We start from the raw sequence: 17,158 nt of genomic DNA, 5'->3' as shown, positions 1-17,158 counted from the left end.
CATCGGCCTAGATCACCGGCAGCCGGCCTTCCAGTTCGGCGGGCCGCACGATCAGCAGCGGCACGTTCGGCGCGTCGTTGGGACCGGGCGCTTCGTCTGCTCCACGGTGAATCCGGCCGCGCGCAGCGTCTCATCGGAGGGCCCGGTGGTGGCCGCTTCGCGCCTCGCAACGCGGCCGGACAGTTCGGCGCCCCGTCCGAAGCTCTGCGGGAACCCCTCCAGCACGGACGCGAAATCCGCATCGAACGGCACCGGCGCGTCGCCTCGAAACCCTCCGAGGATCTTGCGGAATTCGTCCGCGCGGAGACACCGCCGCGCCTCAGCGCGTGGCGGTGGCCGGTGCTGCGGCGGGCTCGTGCCCGGGCTTGGCGCGCGCGGGCAGGAACGCCGCGATGGACAGCGCGACCAGAGCCGCCGCGCAGGCGATGCCCATGATCACCTGGAATCCACCGTGCGCGGGTACCGCCCGCCCGGCGAACTGCAGCGTCAGCTGCGCCAGCACCGCACCGGAGACCGCGCTCGAGGTGGAGGTGCCGACCGAGCGCATCAGCGTGTTGAGGCTGTTGGCCGCCGCGGTCTCCGAGCGCGGGACCGCCGCCATGATCAGGGCGGGCATCGCGCCGTAGGACAGGCCGATGCCCGCACCGATGACGCAGGAGACCAGCACCAGCTGCCAGATCGCCGACAGCAGCACGACTCCGAGACCGTAGCCCGAGGCGACCACGATCGCGCCGACCATCAGGGTCACCTTGGGCCCCTTGGCCTTCGAGATCCGCGCCGACACCGGCGACATCGCCATCATCACCAGACCGGACGGCGCCATCACCAGACCGACGACCAGCAGGGACTGACCGAGGCCGTAACCGGTGGCGGTCGGCAGCTGCAGCACCTGCGGGAACACCAGGGACTGGGCGAACATGGCGAAGCCGAACATCACGGAGGCGATGTTGGTCAGCAGCACCTGGCGCCGCACGGTGGTGCGCAGGTCGACCAGCGGGTGCTCGATGCGCAGCTCCCAGCGGCCCCAGACCGCGAGCACCACGACGGCAGCGACCAGCAGGCTCAGCGTGGTGGCGCTGCTCCAGCCCCAGTCGGCGCCCTTGGAGATCACCAGCAGCAGGGACAGCAACCCCGCCGACAACCCCACCGCGCCGACCGGGTCGAAACGCCCGCCCGAGCGCACCGCCGATTCCGGCACGAACCCGACCACGAGCAGCGTCGTCAGCGCGCCCATCCCGGCCGAGGCCCAGAACAGCACGTGCCAATCGGTGCGCTCGGCGAGGAAGGCCGCCGCGGGCAGCCCCAGCGCGCCGCCGACGCCGAGCGAGGCGCTCATCAGCGCGGTCGCTCCGGGCAGTCGGTCGGCCGGGACTTCGTCGCGCATGATGCTGATGCCCAGCGCGATGACGCCTGCGGCCAGGCCCTGCAGGATGCGGCCGACTACCAGCAGCGGCAGCGAGAAGCTCAGCGCGCAGATCACCGATCCCACCACCAGGGAACCGGTGCAGATGAGCAGCATCCGACGCTTGCCGAACATGTCGCCGAGCCTGCCCATCACCGGGGTGGCGACGGCTCCGGCGAGCAGGGTGGCGGTGACCGCCCACGCGGTGTCCGCCGCGGAGGCGCCCAGCGCCCGGGGCAGCATCGGCACCAGCGGGATCACCACGGTCTGCGTCAGCGAGACGGTGATGCCCGCGAAGGCGAGCACGGCGACCACGAGGCTCGCCGCCTTGGCGGGATGCTCCGCCGCGTCGGGTGTCGTGCTCATCCCAGGGAACCTCCTAGAAATAAAAGTTGCCGAAAGCAACTTTAAAGCAACTGACTGATATGCGACGTCCCGGGGTGCTGTGACCTAGCCCGCAGCACCTCTCGCCTCCCCGCCTGAGGGGCCCTCTCGGCGTGCGGAGGTGGCCGCGTGCGGTGCGGGGCTCAGCAGGCACCGCCGCGGGGTCCTCGGACGTCGCCGGGCGAGGACAGCAGCAGCACCAAGCCAACCGCGATCTGGAACATCTTCTGATCGTTTACCGTTCAGCCGTGACCTCTCCGCCGACCGCTCGGGTGCACCAGCCGAATCGCTGGCTGATGCTGGCCCTGTCGCTGTTCGCGCAACTCGCGGCGACGGTGTTCGTCAACTCGGGCCCCGCGCTGATCCCGAACCTGCACTTCCAGTACGGGCTCGCGCTGTCGCAGGCCGGCCTGATCGCCGCGGCGCCGCTGGCGGGCACGCTCTGCACGCTGATCATCTGGGGCGCGATCGTCGACCGCATCGGCGAGCGCGTATCGCTGATCATCGGGCTGAGCATGCTCGCGCTGAGCGCGGCGGCCGCAGCCGTATCGGGTTCGCTGGTGCTGCTGGCGGTCTTCCTGTTCCTCGGCGGCGCGGCCGGCGCCAGCACGAACTCCGCCAGCGGCCGGGTCGTCTCCGGCTGGTTCCCGCCGCACCGGCGCGGCATCGCGATGGGCATCCGGCAGGCGGCGCAGCCCCTGGGCGTGGGCGCGACCGCGTTGCTGGTGCCCAACCTCGCCAAGGCGCAGGGTTTGCTGATCACGCTGCTGGCGGTGGCGAGCATCTGCGCCGCGGCCGCCGTCCTCGTGGCGGCGCTGATCGTGGACCCACCGCGGCCGTCCAAGGCCGAATCGCGGCTCGCGGGACACACCGACAACCCCTACCGCGGCGACCGCAGGCTGCTGCGCATTCACGGCGTGTCCATCGCGCTGACCGTGCCGCAGCAGACGGCCTGGACCTTCATGCTGGTCTGGCTCATCGCCGAACAGCACTGGAGCACCGCCGCGGCGAGCGGACTGGTCGGCGGGTCCCAGGTCTGCAGCGCGCTCGCTCGCGTCGGCGCGGGTGCGTGGTCGGACCGCATCGGCAGCAGGCTTCGACCGATCCGCTACATCGCGCTCGGCTCGGCGATCGCCATGGGCGGACTCGCCGTGCTGGCGGGAACGCCGCTGGCGGTCACCTTCATGGTCGTCGCCTCGATCGTGGCGGTGGCACACAACGGGCTCGCGTTCACCGCCGTCGCCGAGATCGCGGGGCCGCACTGGAGCGGCCGAGCCATGGGCACGCAGAACACCGGGCAGTTCCTCACCGCCACCTCGGTCCCACCGGTAATCGGCGCCCTGATCGCGGTGGCGGGCTACCCGGCGGCTTTCGCTGTCTCCGGGCTGTGCGCGCTGCTGGCGGTACCCGTGGTCCCGGTTTCGAAGCGCCGCTGACGGACCGCGCCGCACGACCCGCCCCGGCGAGAAACCGCCGGAGCGGCGTGCACCGGAACGGCTATCCCCAGACCTCGGCGGCGGTTTCGACGACGAGGTCGAGCTTGGCCATCTGATCGTCGTGGGTGAGCGCGTTTCCCTCCACTGTGGACGAGAAGCCGCACTGCGGGGACAGGCACAGCTGATCGAGGTCGATGTACTCGGTGGCTTCCTCGATGCGGCGCTTGAGCCGATCCTTGGACTCGAGCTCGCCGCGCTTGGTGGTGACCAGGCCCAGCACCACCCGCTTGCCCTTCGGCACGAAGCGCAGCGGTTCGAAGCCGCCGGAACGCTCGTCGTCGAACTCCAGGAAGAACCCGTCCACGTCGAGCTCGCCGAACAGCGCCTCGGCCACGAAGTCGTAACCACCCTCGGCCACCCAGGAGGAGCGGTAGTTCCCGCGGCACAGGTGGGTGGTCACCGACAGGTCGGCGGGCCGGTCGGCCAGTGCGGCGTTGATCTGCTTGATGTAGCGCAGGTGCTGGTGCTCGGCGTCCTCACCGCGCGCCGCGATCGCCGCGCGCTGCTTCTCGTCGTTGAGGTAGGCGAGGCTGGTGTCGTCGAGCTGCAGGTAGCGGCAACCGGCTCCGGTCAGCGCATTGACCTCGTCGGCGTAGGCCGCGGACAGATCGCTCCAGAACTCCTCGACGTCCGGGTAGATCTGCGGGTCCAGCGCGGTGCTACCGCCCCGGTAGTGCACCATGCTCGGCGACGGAATCGTCAGCTTCGGCGTGATGCCCTCGCCCGCAACGGATTTGAGGTAGTTGAAGGCGTCCAGGAAGATCGGTTCACCGAGCCGCACCTTGTCGGTGATCTTCATCCCGGCCGGTTTCCACTCGACCACCCCGTCGGCGTTCTGGAACTGCACCGTCGTGGTCCCCTCCCCCGGCTCGATGCCCTCGAGCTGAAGGATGAAGTCCTGGTGCCAGTACGCGCGGCGGAACTCGCCGTCGGTGGCAGACCGCAACCCGGCCTGCTGCTGCGCTCGCACCACCTCGGCGATCGCCTCGTCCTCGATCTGCTGCAGCTCCGCAGCGGTGATCTCGCCGTCGCTGCGGTCCTGCCTGGCCTGGTGCAACCGCTGCGGGCGCAGCAGGCTGCCGACGTGATCGGCGCGGAAGGGTGGCTTGGCGTCCGGTGCATCCGGTCGTGTCACGATGTTTCCCATCTCGGTCGATTCGTCCGGCCAGGCCGGAGCGCTTGTCCGCTCGACGATCAAAACATCAGCGCCTGCCACCGGGCCTCGGAGCGACGACCCGCAGCGGCTAGGACATCCGTCCTAGGGGGTGTTCGACGATCCTGCGGTCGCGGACCGCACGGCGAGTGCGCAGCGGCACCGCGCATCGACGCGCTCCGGGCCGCTGGAATTCCGGCTACCGCGCCGTCGCGCGGTAGCCGCTCCTAGGGAGATCTTTCAGTTCGCGGTGGACGTGGCGGTGCGGGTAGCGGAGCCTCGGACGTCGTCGGGTTGGGGGATACCCGGCTCCAGCAGCGACGCTGTCCTCGCCCGACGGCGTCTGAGAACCGTCCCCTAAGCCCGCTTGGCGCCGAGGGACTTCATCGCCACCGCGCCGATGAGCGGCCCCGGGGCCAGCAGCAGGAACGCGAAGCGCCAGCCCACACCGGCGGCGAGCAGCGGCACGAGCTGGATGCTCACCACCGTCAGGCCGAAACCGATCGCGGTCTGCGCGGTCAGCGCGGTGCCGATGTAGCGGGGATCGGCGGTCTCGCTCAGCGCGGTGGAGAACACCCCGGAGTCGGCGATGACCGAGGCACCCCAGATCACGCAGAACCCGATGAGCAGCCACGGCCCCGCGTCGAAGGCGAGCGGTGAGAGAGCGCAGCACGCGCCGCTGATCACCATGGCGGTCACGGCGGCGGGCGAGCGTCCGTAGCGATCCGCACCCCAGCCACCGAGCAGGCAGCCGATGGCACCGGCGATCCCGATGGTCGCGAACACCACGATCCCGGTCGTGCCGGGAAGCGTCTCGCCGGTGGGCGTGGCCAGCAGGAACAGCGGGATCCACGTCCACAGCGCGTAGAGCTCCCACATGTGCCCGAAGTAGCCGAGGTTGGCCAACCGCGGCCCACGTTCGGCGAACATGGTCAGCGCGTAGCGCGGATTGCGCGCGGGCGCGCCCGCTGCCAGGTGCGGCCCCGGGCGGACCAGGGAGAAGGCGATCACCGAACCGAGCAGGCCGAGGCACGCCGCCGTCACCAGGACCTCCCGCCACGGCAGCGCGCCGAGCCCGCCGATGAGGTGCGGGAGCGTGGATCCGAGGGTGAGAGCGGCGATGAGCACCCCCATGGCCATGCCGCGCCCGCGGCTCTGCGACCAGGAAGCCATCAGCTTCATCCCGACGGGGTACACCCCGGCCAAGCACACCCCGGTGAGGAAGCGCAGCGGGATCGCCGCGGTCATGCCGTCGACGAAACCGGCCAGCAGCAGCGTCCACCCGGCCGCGAGCGTCGCGCTCGCCGCGAGCAGGACGTGCGGGCGGATGCGATCGGGCAGGTTGAACGCGGCGGAAGTGATCGCGCCCGCGACGAATCCCAGCTGCACCGATCCGGTCAGCCACACCGCCGCCGCGGAGCTGATCCCCCATTCCTCGCGCAAGGTCGGCACCACCGCCGAGACCGAGAACCACACCGCCAGCCCGAAGACCTGAACCAGGGCGATCGCACCCCGCTGCAACCCAGAACTCACCCGCACAGTCTCCCCGCCAGACCCTCCGATTGACAGACCTGCCCCGATCCTTGCAGTGTGCGGCGGAGCCGCTGTTTCAGGTGCGGGACTCAACCCGTGCCGCCGCAGGTTCTGACGCGCCGTGCGGCGAGGACAGTCGCGACGCCGCGTAGGCCGCTACTCAAGGAGCGGATCCCGCAGCCACACGACGCGTCAGGTTCCGCCACCCGCACCGCCACGCACACGGCAAAACTGAAACATCTCCCAAAACTGTCCGGACATTTCGGGCACGACGGGGCTTGCAGTTTTAGGCAAAACTGTCACGGCTGCCGCTACTGGCGCTGCGAAGGGAATTCCGGGCGGCACCCTTGCTAGTCCAGGTGGAAGACCTCTTCGATCGGTTGCATCGCCTCGTCCGGGGCGAGGCCGTCGTCGGCGAAGAGATCGCCCATCTCCGCTTGCCAGCGCGCGTTGACGCCCTTCTCGGCCATCGCCGCGCGGCAGGCGTCGAAGTCCTCGCACTCCAGGTAGCCCACCAGCGTGCCGTCGGGACGCAGGAACAACGAGTAGTTCCGCCAGCCCGCGTCCTGCAAGGCCCGGCGCATCTCCGGCCAAACGTCGCGGTGCCTGGCCTTGTACTCCTCGACCCGGTCGGGTTTGACGTGCAGGATGAAGCAAATTCGCCGCATTCTCGCCTCACTTCGCGGTCTCGGCCCAGCCTTGTTTCTGCTCGATCTCCTCCAGCGGCAGCCCCTCGGTACGCGGCCCCCAGATCACCCCGAGCACGCCGCTGATCACGATGAACGCGGTGAGGATGTAGGCCAGGTTCTGGAACCCGGCTCTGACTTCCGATGGCCTGCAGCAGGTACGGCGTGTAGCAGGCCATCGCCGCTACGAACGACCATTTCCAGTGCTGCTCGGGCGACGCGCCCTGCCCGACCTCGGCCGCGGATGAAGTCATCGTCGTCCTTCATGCTCGTGCGGTCCTGAAACGTTTAATGTGGCGAGCACATTAGTCAGGTGCGACATCACCGTCAAGAACCGGAAACGTTGACTCGTCGCTCTTCGACGACCTAGGCTTCAGCGCAAACTGTTTAAACGTTTCAAAGATCCACCGTTCCAACGCGTCCACTGGAGCCAGCGATGCCCGACCAGCAGACCGTCAAAGACGCCCTGCGCAAGCAGCAGATCGAAACGCCCTCGTGGGCGTACGGAAACTCCGGAACCCGGTTCAAGACCTTTCTGCAGGACGGAATCCCGCGCGACCCGTTCGAGAAGCTCGATGACGCCGCCCAGGTGCACGCTTTCACCGGTGTCGCGCCGAGCGTCGCGCTGCACATCCCGTGGGACCGGGTCGAGGACTACTCCGCGCTCGACGAGCACGCCCGCTCGGTGGGACTGCGCCTCGGGGCCATCAACCCGAACACCTTCCAGGAACCCGAGTACAAGCTCGGCAGCATCTGCAACCCCGACCCGGCCGTGCGCGAGAAGGCGGTGGGGCACCTGCTCGAGTGCGTCGACATCATGGACGCGACCGGCTCGGACATCCTGAGCCTGTGGTTCGCCGACGGCCTGAACTACCCGGGCCAGGACTCGCTGGCCGAGCGTCAGCAGCGGCTTTCCGAAGCGCTGCGCAGGGCCTACGACCGCCTCGGCCCGGACCAGCGGATGCTGCTGGAGTACAAGTTCTTCGAGCCCGCGTTCTACTCCACCGACGTGCCCGACTGGGGCACCTCGTACGCGCACTGCGTGGACCTCGGCGACAAGGCGCAGGTGCTGGTCGACACCGGGCACCACGCGCCGGGGACGAACATCGAGTTCATCGTGGCCTTCCTGCTCGGCCGCGGCCGCCTCGGCGGTTTCCACTTCAACAGCCGCTTCTACGCCGATGACGACCTGATGGTCGGTGCGGCCGACCCGTTCCAGCTGTTCCGGATCATGCACGAGATCGTGGCCGCCGGAGCGCTGGACGCCTCGGCGAACGTGGCCTTCATGCTCGACCAGTGCCACAACCTCGAACCCAAGATCCCGGCCCTGATCCGCTCGGTGCTCAACGTCCAGGAGGCCACCGCCAAGGCGCTGCTGGTCGACTCCGAGGCCCTGGCCGAGGCGCAGCGCGAGGGTGACGTCCTCACCGCCAACGCGGTCCTGATGGACGCCTACAACACCGATGTTCGCCCGCTGCTGGCCGAACTCCGCGAGGACATGGGAATCGACCCCGATCCCATCGCGGCCTACCACCGCTCCGGCTACGCCCAGAAGATCATCGAGGGCCGCAAGGACGGAACCCCGGCCGGCTGGGGCTGATCCGCACCGCTGTTGGCGGACCGGCCCGGATCAACCCGCTGCCAACGGCTTCTCGGCCGGCAACACGCATCCCGGGGATCACGACACGTCGTCCGGCAGCGCCGGGCGATCGGCTGGCGGCGGGCACCGGCGCCGCAGCCGACGACGTGTCGGATTCGCCCATCCACCGCGAAGCAACACGAGCGCAGAGACATCTGGGAAAGGAACCGACGGTCATGACGCACGCCGAGGTCGAGGCGCTGTTGGCGCGTTCGCACGAACTGGGGTCCGACCCGCGCAACACCAACTACGCCGGGGGGAACGCCTCGGCCAAGGCCGACGACACCGATCCCGTCACCGGCTCGCCGGTACCCCTAATGTGGGTGAAGGGTTCCGGCGGAGACCTGGGCACGCTGACCGAGTCCGGACTGGCCGTGCTGCGGATCGACCGGCTGCGCGCCCTGGTCGACGTCTACCCCGGCGTCGAGCGCGAGGATGAGATGGTCGAGGCCTTCGACTACTGCCTGCACGGCAAGGGCGGTGCGGCACCGTCGATCGACACCGCCATGCACGGTCTCGTCGAAGCAGCGCACATCGACCACCTGCACCCGGATGCCGGGATCTCGCTGGCCACGGCCGCCGACGGCGCGGAGCTGACCGCGGAATGCTTCGGCGACGACGTCGCGTGGGTGCCCTGGCGGCGCCCCGGCTTCCAGCTCGGTCTCGACATCGCCGCGATCAAGCAGCGGAACCCGCGAGCCATCGGAGTCATCCTCGGTGGGCACGGGATCACCGCCTGGGGTGCGACGAGCGAGGAGTGCCAAGCCAACTCGCTGCACATCATTCGCACCGCCGAGAAGTTCCTGGCCGAGCGCGGCAAGGCCGAGCCGTTCGGCCCGGTCGTCGACGGGTACCAACCGCTGCCGGAGCGGCAGCGGCGCCTGCGGGCCGCCGAGCTGGCACCGGTGATCCGCGGGCTGGCCTCCACCGACAGGACGCAGGTCGGGCACTTCGACGACGCCCCCGAGGTGCTGGAGTTCCTGTCCCGCGCCGAGCACCCGCGGCTGGCCGCGCTGGGCACCTCGTGCCCGGACCACTTCCTGCGCACCAAGGTGCGGCCGCTGGTCCTCGACCTGCCGCCCAACGCCGAGCTCGACGACGTGGTGGCACGGCTCCGGGAGCTGCACGCGTCCTACCGCGAGGACTACCGCGCCTACTACGAGCGCCACGCCACCGCCGACTCCCCGGCCATGCGCGGGGCCGACCCGGCGATCGTGCTGGTACCGGGCATCGGCATGTTCTCCTTCGGCAAGGACAAGCAGACCGCGCGGGTGGCCGCCGAGTTCTACCGCAACGCCATCAACGTGATGCGCGGCGCCGAGGCCGTCTCGTCCTACTCGCCCATCGACGAGTCGGAGAAGTTCCGCATCGAGTACTGGGCGCTGGAAGAGGCCAAGCTGGCGCGGATGCCCCGGCCCAAGCCGCTGGCAACCCGGGTGGCACTGGTGACCGGAGCCGCCTCGGGCATCGGCAAGGCCACCGCGCAACGGCTTTCGGCCGAGGGCGCCTGCGTGGTGGTCGCCGACCGCAACATCGACGACGCGCAGCAGGTCGCCGACGAGCTGGGCGGGCCGGACAAGGCCGTGGCCGCGCAGGTGGACGTCACCGAGGAGGAGCAGATCGCGGAGGCCTTCCGAAGCGCCGCACTGGCCTTCGGCGGCGTGGACCTGGTGGTCAACAACGCTGGCCTGTCGGTCTCCAAGCCGCTGCTGGAGACCAGCGCCGCGGACTGGGACCTGCAGCACGACGTGATGGCGCGCGGCTCCTTCCTGACCTCGCGGGAGGCCGCGCGGGTGATGACCGCGCAGGGCATGGGCGGTGACATCGTCTACATCGCCAGCAAGAACGCGGTGTTCGCCGGCCCGAACAACGTCGCCTACGGCGCCACCAAGGCAGATCAGGCCCACCAGGTGCGGTTGCTGGCCGCCGAGCTCGGCGAGCACGGGATCCGGGTCAACGGCGTCAACCCCGACGGCGTGGTGCGCGGATCCGGGATCTTCGCGGGCGGCTGGGGCGCGCAGCGCGCCAAGGTCTACGGCGTTGAGGAGGAGAAGCTGGGCGAGTTCTACGCGCAGCGCACCCTGCTCAAGCGCGAGGTGCTGCCGGAGAACGTCGCCAACGCGGTCTTCGCGCTCTGCGGCGGGGATCTGACCCACACCACGGGCACGCACGTGCCGGTCGACGCGGGCGTGCCCGCGGCGTTCCTGCGCTGAGGAGGGATGGAGATGTCGTTCGCCGCGGTGGACCTCGGTGCGTCCAGCGGCCGGGTGGTTCTCGGGCACATCGCCGACGGGCGGCTGCGGACCCGGGAGGTCCACCGCTTCGGCAACGGCGCCGTGCGGCTGACCGACGGGTTGCACTGGGACGCGGTCGGGTTGTTCCGGGAGATCCTTACCGGGCTGCGGCTGGCCGCGCCGGACGCGCCGGTCTCCGTCGGGGTGGATTCCTGGGCGGTGGACTACGGGCTGCTCGACGAGAGCGGTGGTTTGCTTGGTGAGCCGTTCTGCTACCGGGACTCGCGCACCGACTCCGCAGCCCGGCAGGTCGTGGAATCCATCGGTTCCGCCGAGCTGTTCGCGCGAAACGGCCTGCAGTTCCTGCAGTTCAACACCATCTTCCAGCTGGCGGCAGCGGCGGGTGGTGCGCGACTGGCCGCGGCGCGGTCGTTGCTGCTGATGCCGGACCTGATGGGCTACTGGCTGACGGGGCGGCAGGGCGCCGAACTGACCAACGCCTCGACCACCGGCCTGCTGGACGCGCGCACCCACGAGTGGTGCCCGGAGCTGGCGCGGGCGGTCGGGTTCGATCCGTCCCTGCTGCCCCCGCTGCATCGGCCCGGCGCGGTGCTCGGCAAGCTGCTGCCGCACGTGACCGAGGAGACCGGGCTGGCGGAGACCTCGGTGGTGGCGGTCGGTTCGCACGACACCGCATCGGCGGTGGTCGGGGTGCCGGCGCGCTCACCGAACTTCGCCTACGTGTGCACCGGGACGTGGTCGTTGACCGGCGTGGAGCTGCCCGGGCCGGTGCTGACCGAGGAGGCGCGGGCGGCGAACTTCACCAACGAGGTCGGCGTCGACGGCACGGTGCGGTTCCTGCGCAACATCATGGGCCTGTGGTTGTTGCAGGAGAGCCTGCGGACCTGGGGTCTGGGCCCGCAGGACCTGCCCGCGTTGCTGGCCGAGGCGGCGCGGGCCGAACCGCTGGCCGCGGTGGTCGACGCCGAGGACACCCGCTTCTTCGCGCCCGGCGACATGCCCACCCGGATCGCCGAGAGCTGCCGGGAGACCGCGCAGCCCGTGCCGGAGAACCGTGGGGCGGTGGTCCGCTGCGTCCTGGAGAGCCTCGCCCTCGCCCACCGCAGGGCCATTCGCGCGGCGGCCGAGCTGTCGGGGCGGGACGTCGAGGTGGTCCACCTGGTCGGCGGCGGTGCGCACAACGAACTGCTCTGCCAGCTCACGGCGGACGCGCTGGGTGCTCCGGTCGTCGCGGGCCCCACCGAGGCGACCGCCATCGGCAACCTGCTCGTGCAGGCCAGAGCAGCGGGGCAGCTGGGCGATCTGGAACAGCTGCGCGAGGTGGTGGCCGCCTCGCACGACCTCGCTCACTACACCCCGCGCGGTACCACGGCCGCCTGGGACCGGGCCGAGTCGCGGCTCTTCCCGCATCGCTAGCGCTCGAGCGGTTCCACCGAATCCGCCGGTCCGAAGCGGGTTCGGTGGAACTCCGGGCTACTCGCGCGGCGGGCGGTCGAGCAGTTCGCGAACCCGTGCGAGCTCGATCTTTCCCGTTGGACTTCTGGGGAGTTGGCCGCGCAGCGAGATCCGGCGGGGGATCTTGTACCCGGCGAGGGCGCGGCGGGCCCAGTCCTGGAGGTCGGTCTCGGTGATCTCGGCGGTGGTGGCGACGAGAGCCGCGACCACCTCGCCCCAACGCTCGTCCGGCAGCCCGACGACGGCGCAGTCGGTGACATCGGGATGGCCGAGCAGCGCCTCCTCCACCTCCGGCGGGTGCACCTTCTCCCCGCCGGTGTTGATCACCGTCGAGCTCCTGCCCAGGAAGCTGATCGACCCGTCGGGTTCCAGCCGGGCCAGGTCCCCCGGGATCGCGTAGCGGCGTCCGCGGACCTCGCGGAACGTTTCCGCCGTCTTCGCCGGGTCGTCGTGGTAACCGAGCGGCATCGGGCCGGAGTAGGCCAGCACACCGGTCTCCCCGACCTCCGCCACCGCGGTGCCGTCCGCGGTGCGCACCTCGGTGCCCGGGACCGGGAAGAACCTCGACGGCAGGTCCTCGGCCGCGGCGGTGACCGCGAAGGCGAACGGGCCGCCTTCGCTCGAGGCGATCGCGTCGAAGATGTTCACCTCGGCCCGCTCGTGCAGCGCTCGCTTCAACTCGTCGTCGAATGCCGTACCGGAGGAGATCATCGAACGCAGCGTGCGCAGATCGTGCGGCGTTCCAGCGCATTCCGCGGCGCGCAGCTCGTCCACCAGCGGCCGGGTCGTCGCGGTGCCCGCGACGACCACGGTGCTCACGCGCTGCTCGGCCACCCGGCGCCACACGTGCCCGGCGTCCAGACCACCCACCCGGGCGGTGACCACCCGACCACCGACCAGCAGCGCGCCCATCGAGTTGAACAACCCGGTTCCGTGCATCAACGGCACCACCGGCATGATCCGTGGCGCGCGGTCCTGCACCCGCGCGGCGATCCCGACCGCCTCCTCCAGCGTCTTCGGCGGCTCCGGCACCCCGAGCGGCCGGAAAACCGGCACCAGCAACGAGTTCAGCAGATCCGAGAGCCGCCAGATCACGCCCTTGGGCTTGCCGGTCGTCCCGCCGGTGTACATGAACAGCCGATCGGTTCCCGGGCGCGGTCCGGCCGGGCGCGCTGGGGTGCGGGCCAGCAGCTCCTCGAGCTCCGGTGCGTCCGGTCCGCCGGCACCCGGCCCGACCCGCACCAGCAACCGCAGTGCGGGCAGGTGCGCGGCGGCGTGGGTCACCTGGTCGCCGAGCGCGCTGCTGAACACCAGCGCGGACGCCTCGGCATCGGCCAGCAGCCCGGTGAGTTCGGCGCGGGTGTAGCGGTAGTTGACGTTGACCGGGACGGCACCGATCTTGAACGCGGCGAAGACGGTCTCCAGGTAGGCGGAACCGTTGTAGAGGTAGCAGCCCACTCGATCGCCCGCGCGTATCCCGGCCCGTTCCAGGGCGCAGGCCAGCTTGGCCGAGCGGCGTTCGAACTCGGCGTAGTCGCGCTCGACACCGGGTTCGGACACCGCGACCGCGTGCGGGAGGCGTTCGGCTACTGCTTCCCAGATCGTGCCGAAGGAAACGTCCAATCCCGGCCCCCGTTCAGTCGCGCACCACCAGGACTTTGACCGCGTGTTCGGCATCGCGCTGCGTCTCGAACGCCGCGCCCAGCTCGGCCAGCGGCATGCGGTGCGTGATCAGAGGTTGTGCCTTCGCGCGCCCGCTGGACAACAGCTCTATCGCGTAGTGGAAGTCCTCCGGGGTGACCATCGCGCTGCCCCGCAAGGTGATCTCCTTGTGCACCCACCGAGTGGGATCGAGCTCCGCAGGGCTCTCGTACAAGGCAAGCACGAGGACGGTGCCGCGCGGCCGGACCACCTCGGCGGCCTGCGCGACGAGCCCGCTAACCCCGGTGGCCTCGAAGACCAGATCCACCTCGGTTTCGCCGCTCACCTCGGCGACACAGGACGACGCGGCCACACCGAGCTCGCCCGCGATCGCCCGGCGCAGCGGCGAGCGATCCACCCCGAGCACCGAAATCCCCTGCGCCAACAGCACTTGCGCGACGTGCAGCCCGATCGTCCCGAGCCCGAGCACCACCGCCTGCTGACCGGGCAGCGGGTCTGCCCTCCGCACCGCGTGCACCGCCACCGACAGCGGTTCCACCAGCGCACCGTCCTCGCAGCTCAGCGATTCCGGCAGTCGGTGCACGTTGCGCCCCGCGACGGCGTCCGGGATGCGCACCCGCTCGGCGAACGCACCGGGCAACCCGAACGCGATGCTGCGGGTCCCCCACACCTCGCAGAGGTGACCGCAGGATTCGGCGCAGCGCCTGCAGCGCCCGCAAGGCTGGATCGGCACCCCGGTCACCCGGTCGCCCACCGTCAATCCGGTGACCTCCGCGCCGACCTTCGCGATCTCGCCCGCGAACTCGTGTCCCATGACCTGCCCCGGGGCGGCGAACATGCCCTCGGTGAAGGCGTGCAGGTCCGACCCGCACACCCCGCAGGCGTGCACATCGACCACGACATCGGCCGGTCCGGCCTCCGGATCGGGCACTCGCTCGATCGGCATCCGTCCGGCACCGCGAAACACACCAGCACGCAACGCCATCCCCTTTCATGAGACGGAACACCAAAATCGTTGGCCTGATTGGGTTTTCCCGACGCTACCGGCGCGACGGGCCGGTAGCAACGCGCCTAGAGTCCGGATCCATGTTGCGCGACAAGGCAGGACTCGTGACCGGAGCCGCCAGCGGGATCGGGCGGGCCTGCGCGCTCCGCCTCGCCACCGAGGACGCTGCCGTGGTCGTCTCCGACCTCGAATCCGCCCGCGATCGCTGTCAGCAGACCGCGCGCGAGATCGCCCAGGCCGGCGGGCCCGCCGAGTTCGTCGCCTGCGACGTCGCCGACGAGCAGGAGCAGCAGGACCTGGTCGATCACGTCGTGCGCACCTACGGCCGCCTCGACTTCGCGCACAACAACGCCGGGATCGGGCCGCACGCGCTGCTCGCCGACACCTCCGCCGAGGACTTCGACCGGACCGTCCGGGTCAACCTCCGCGGCACCTTCCTGGTCATGAAGCACCAGTTCCGGCAGATGCTGCGCGACGGCGGCGGATCCATCGTCAACACCTCGTCCAACGCGTGCCTGCGCGGCGCACCCCAGATCGGTGCCTACGCGGCCACCAAGCACGGCGTCATCGGACTGACCAGCACCGCCGCCGTCGAGTACGGCGAGCAGGGCATCCGCGTCAACGCGGTCTGCCCCGGCGTGATCCGGACGCCGCTGACCACCCGGCTCAGCGAAGAACGCCAAGCCGAGATTTGCGCGCCGCAGGCCATCAAGCGCGTCGGCGAGCCCACGGACGTGGCAGCCGCGGTCGCCTGGCTGTGCTCGGCGGGATCCTCCTTCGTCACCGGCGCGGCGATGCCCGTCGACGCGGGCTCGGTCGCCGGGCTGTAGCTCTTCGGCCCCGACTCCGCCGTCCGGACGTCCCAGCGCCGCCGCGTCCGGCCGCGGCCCGAAGCTGCGCGGCCGCGACGCGTGGATGGCCTGATGCGGCGCGCGCCGCCTTCCCCGCGAGCCCGACCTGGCGATCGTCACCTGGCGGAAGTCGTCTATCGACCGATGTCTTCGCGGTGATACCACGGGAAGGCTGGCGGCGAGGGACCTTCGGTCCGGCGCGACCTCACCGCCGCCGCAGCCCCTCGCGGGGACGACGACGTCGAAGGTGAGCCACCGTGGACGTGACAGAGCAGGCCGCCCGTACCGACCCGACTCCGAGCGAACTAATCCGGCGGGCCGAAGAGCTGCGCCCCGTGCTGCGCGCCGAGCAGGACGCGGCCGAGGCCCGCGGGCACTACGGCGAAGACGTGCACCGGGCCCTGATCGAGGCCGATCTGTACCGCGTGCTCACGCCGAAGCGCTACGGCGGCCTGGAGTTCGACCTCGACGCCTACGCGAAGGTGGTCATGGAGATCTCCCGCGGCGACCCCGCGACCGGCTGGTGCTACAGCCTCGGGCACAACCACAACCTCACCACCGCGGCGCACTTCTCGACGGCCGCGCAGGACGAGGTCTTCAACAACGACACCGGGTACTTCCGCGCCTCGCACAGCGTCGCGGGCGCCATCGAGGCCATCGGGGTCGACGGAGGTTACCGGCTCACCGGCACCTCGCCGTACCAGTCGGGCATTCCCTATTCGGTGTTCGCCACGGTCAACGCGGTGGTCGCGGGCAGCGAAGGACCGGACGGCGCGCCGGTGCGCATCGCCGCGATCGTGCCGAAGGACGAGGTCGAGGTGCTCGACGACTGGCACGGCGACGGCGTGCTCGGATTGCGGGCCAGCGGATCGAGCACCGTCGCGCTGTCCGATGTGTTCGTTCCCGCGCACCGAACCTGCGCGTTCGACTGGACCGACCACGACTACACCGAGCCGTCGGTGGGAAACCTGCTGCACGGGAACCCGATGTACCTGGGCCCGGTCGCGAGCTTCTTCCACCTCGCGCTGGTGACTCCGATGGTCGGGGCGGCCAAGGCCGCGATCGACCAGTACGAGGAGATCATCACCACCCGGCCCACGACGTTCCCGCCGTTCGCGTTGCGCCGCGCAGACCCGCACCACAAGGCCGATCTCGGCATGGCGATGACCATGGCCGACACCGCGGAAGCCATCGTGGTGCGCGTCTGCGAGCAGTACCTGGAGCACTGCGCGGACCTGACCGAGCGCGGCATCCCGTTCACCATGGAGAAGGACGTGCGAATGTACGGCATGATCCAGCGCGCCGGCGAGATGGCCAGCGAGGCCGTCGGCATGCTCTACCGCTCCGCCGGGTCATCGGCGGGCAAGCGCGGACATCCGATGGAGCGCTACTTCCGGGACGTGTCGATGTATCGCGGGCACGTCGCCGCGCAGTACCGCTGGACCGCGCAGCGGCTCGCCGAGATCCACTTCGGCGAGCGGCTCAGCCCGTTCTGATTCGTTTCGCCGATGGTCGGGCCTCAACGCGGGTTCTCCCGCCCTTCACCTCCCCGGCATAGGGTCAACCGGCATTTCCCCCGAACCGCTCGCGCGCACCGATCCTGACCGAGCTCGCGAGCACTGCCGAGAGGTGAAGC

General features: G+C 70.4%; 12 protein-coding genes. 6 read left to right on the top strand and 6 right to left on the bottom strand.

The window, feature by feature from the left end:
- Window positions 1-319: 319 nt before the first annotated feature.
- Window positions 320-1,768 carry an MFS transporter gene (locus ABD289_RS21805; protein ID WP_344136100.1) on the bottom strand — a complete coding sequence of 483 codons (1,449 nt, stop codon included), beginning with the start codon at window positions 1,766-1,768 and terminating at the stop codon, window positions 320-322.
- Window positions 1,769-2,034: 266 nt separating this feature from the next.
- On the opposite strand from ABD289_RS21805, the gene ABD289_RS21800 reads away from it, so the two are divergent.
- Window positions 2,035-3,222: an MFS transporter gene (locus tag ABD289_RS21800; RefSeq protein WP_344136097.1), complete on the top strand. Its 1,188-nt coding sequence runs from the start codon at window positions 2,035-2,037 to the stop codon at window positions 3,220-3,222.
- A gap of 61 nt (window positions 3,223-3,283) precedes the next feature.
- Here ABD289_RS21800 and ABD289_RS21795 read toward each other — a convergent pair whose 3' ends face one another.
- The 3 genes from ABD289_RS21795 to ABD289_RS21785 all read right to left on the bottom strand — a co-directional run bounded on the left by ABD289_RS21795 (window position 3,284) and on the right by ABD289_RS21785 (window position 6,636).
- On the bottom strand, window positions 3,284-4,417 hold the full coding sequence (locus ABD289_RS21795; protein ID WP_344136094.1) for a 5-methyltetrahydropteroyltriglutamate--homocysteine S-methyltransferase: 1,134 nt from the start codon (window positions 4,415-4,417) through the stop codon (window positions 3,284-3,286).
- A 375-nt stretch (window positions 4,418-4,792) separates the two neighbouring features.
- Complete coding sequence (locus ABD289_RS21790) at window positions 4,793-5,968, bottom strand: MFS transporter (RefSeq protein ID WP_344136091.1); 1,176 nt, start codon at window positions 5,966-5,968, stop codon at window positions 4,793-4,795.
- Between the two features lie 350 nt (window positions 5,969-6,318).
- Window positions 6,319-6,636, bottom strand: coding sequence for an L-rhamnose mutarotase (locus ABD289_RS21785; protein ID WP_344136088.1), 318 nt, complete (start codon window positions 6,634-6,636; stop codon window positions 6,319-6,321).
- A gap of 454 nt (window positions 6,637-7,090) precedes the next feature.
- Between ABD289_RS21785 and rhaI the strand changes: the two genes are divergently transcribed.
- From rhaI to ABD289_RS21770, 3 genes are all read left to right on the top strand, one after another.
- The gene (gene rhaI, locus ABD289_RS21780) at window positions 7,091-8,254 is read left to right on the top strand and encodes an L-rhamnose isomerase (RefSeq protein ID WP_344136085.1); all 1,164 of its coding nucleotides are present in this window, start codon (window positions 7,091-7,093) and stop codon (window positions 8,252-8,254) included.
- Window positions 8,255-8,469: 215 nt separating this feature from the next.
- Complete coding sequence (locus tag ABD289_RS21775) at window positions 8,470-10,506, top strand: bifunctional aldolase/short-chain dehydrogenase (protein ID WP_344136082.1); 2,037 nt, start codon at window positions 8,470-8,472, stop codon at window positions 10,504-10,506.
- A 12-nt stretch (window positions 10,507-10,518) separates the two neighbouring features.
- Window positions 10,519-11,964 carry a rhamnulokinase gene (locus ABD289_RS21770; RefSeq protein ID WP_425564762.1) on the top strand — a complete coding sequence of 482 codons (1,446 nt, stop codon included), beginning with the start codon at window positions 10,519-10,521 and terminating at the stop codon, window positions 11,962-11,964.
- 57 nt (window positions 11,965-12,021) lie between these two features.
- Here ABD289_RS21770 and ABD289_RS21765 read toward each other — a convergent pair whose 3' ends face one another.
- Both ABD289_RS21765 and ABD289_RS21760 read right to left on the bottom strand, forming a co-directional pair.
- Window positions 12,022-13,626, bottom strand: a complete 1,605-nt coding sequence (locus tag ABD289_RS21765) for an AMP-binding protein (RefSeq protein WP_344136076.1) — start codon at window positions 13,624-13,626, stop codon at window positions 12,022-12,024.
- A 13-nt stretch (window positions 13,627-13,639) separates the two neighbouring features.
- Window positions 13,640-14,611: a zinc-dependent alcohol dehydrogenase gene (locus ABD289_RS21760; protein WP_344136073.1), complete on the bottom strand. Its 972-nt coding sequence runs from the start codon at window positions 14,609-14,611 to the stop codon at window positions 13,640-13,642.
- A gap of 140 nt (window positions 14,612-14,751) precedes the next feature.
- On the opposite strand from ABD289_RS21760, the gene ABD289_RS21755 reads away from it, so the two are divergent.
- The gene (locus ABD289_RS21755; protein ID WP_344136070.1) at window positions 14,752-15,501 is read left to right on the top strand and encodes an SDR family NAD(P)-dependent oxidoreductase; all 750 of its coding nucleotides are present in this window, start codon (window positions 14,752-14,754) and stop codon (window positions 15,499-15,501) included.
- A gap of 278 nt (window positions 15,502-15,779) precedes the next feature.
- Window positions 15,780-17,018, top strand: coding sequence for an acyl-CoA dehydrogenase family protein (locus ABD289_RS21750; RefSeq protein ID WP_344136067.1), 1,239 nt, complete (start codon window positions 15,780-15,782; stop codon window positions 17,016-17,018).
- Window positions 17,019-17,158 lie beyond the last annotated feature (140 nt).

The sequence above is a fragment of the Saccharopolyspora halophila genome, from assembly GCF_039531955.1.
Classification (GTDB): Bacteria; Actinomycetota; Actinomycetes; order Mycobacteriales; family Pseudonocardiaceae; genus Saccharopolyspora; species Saccharopolyspora halophila.
Note: the sequence above shows the minus strand (reverse complement) of the source record. Positions and strands in the feature narration are given on the sequence as shown.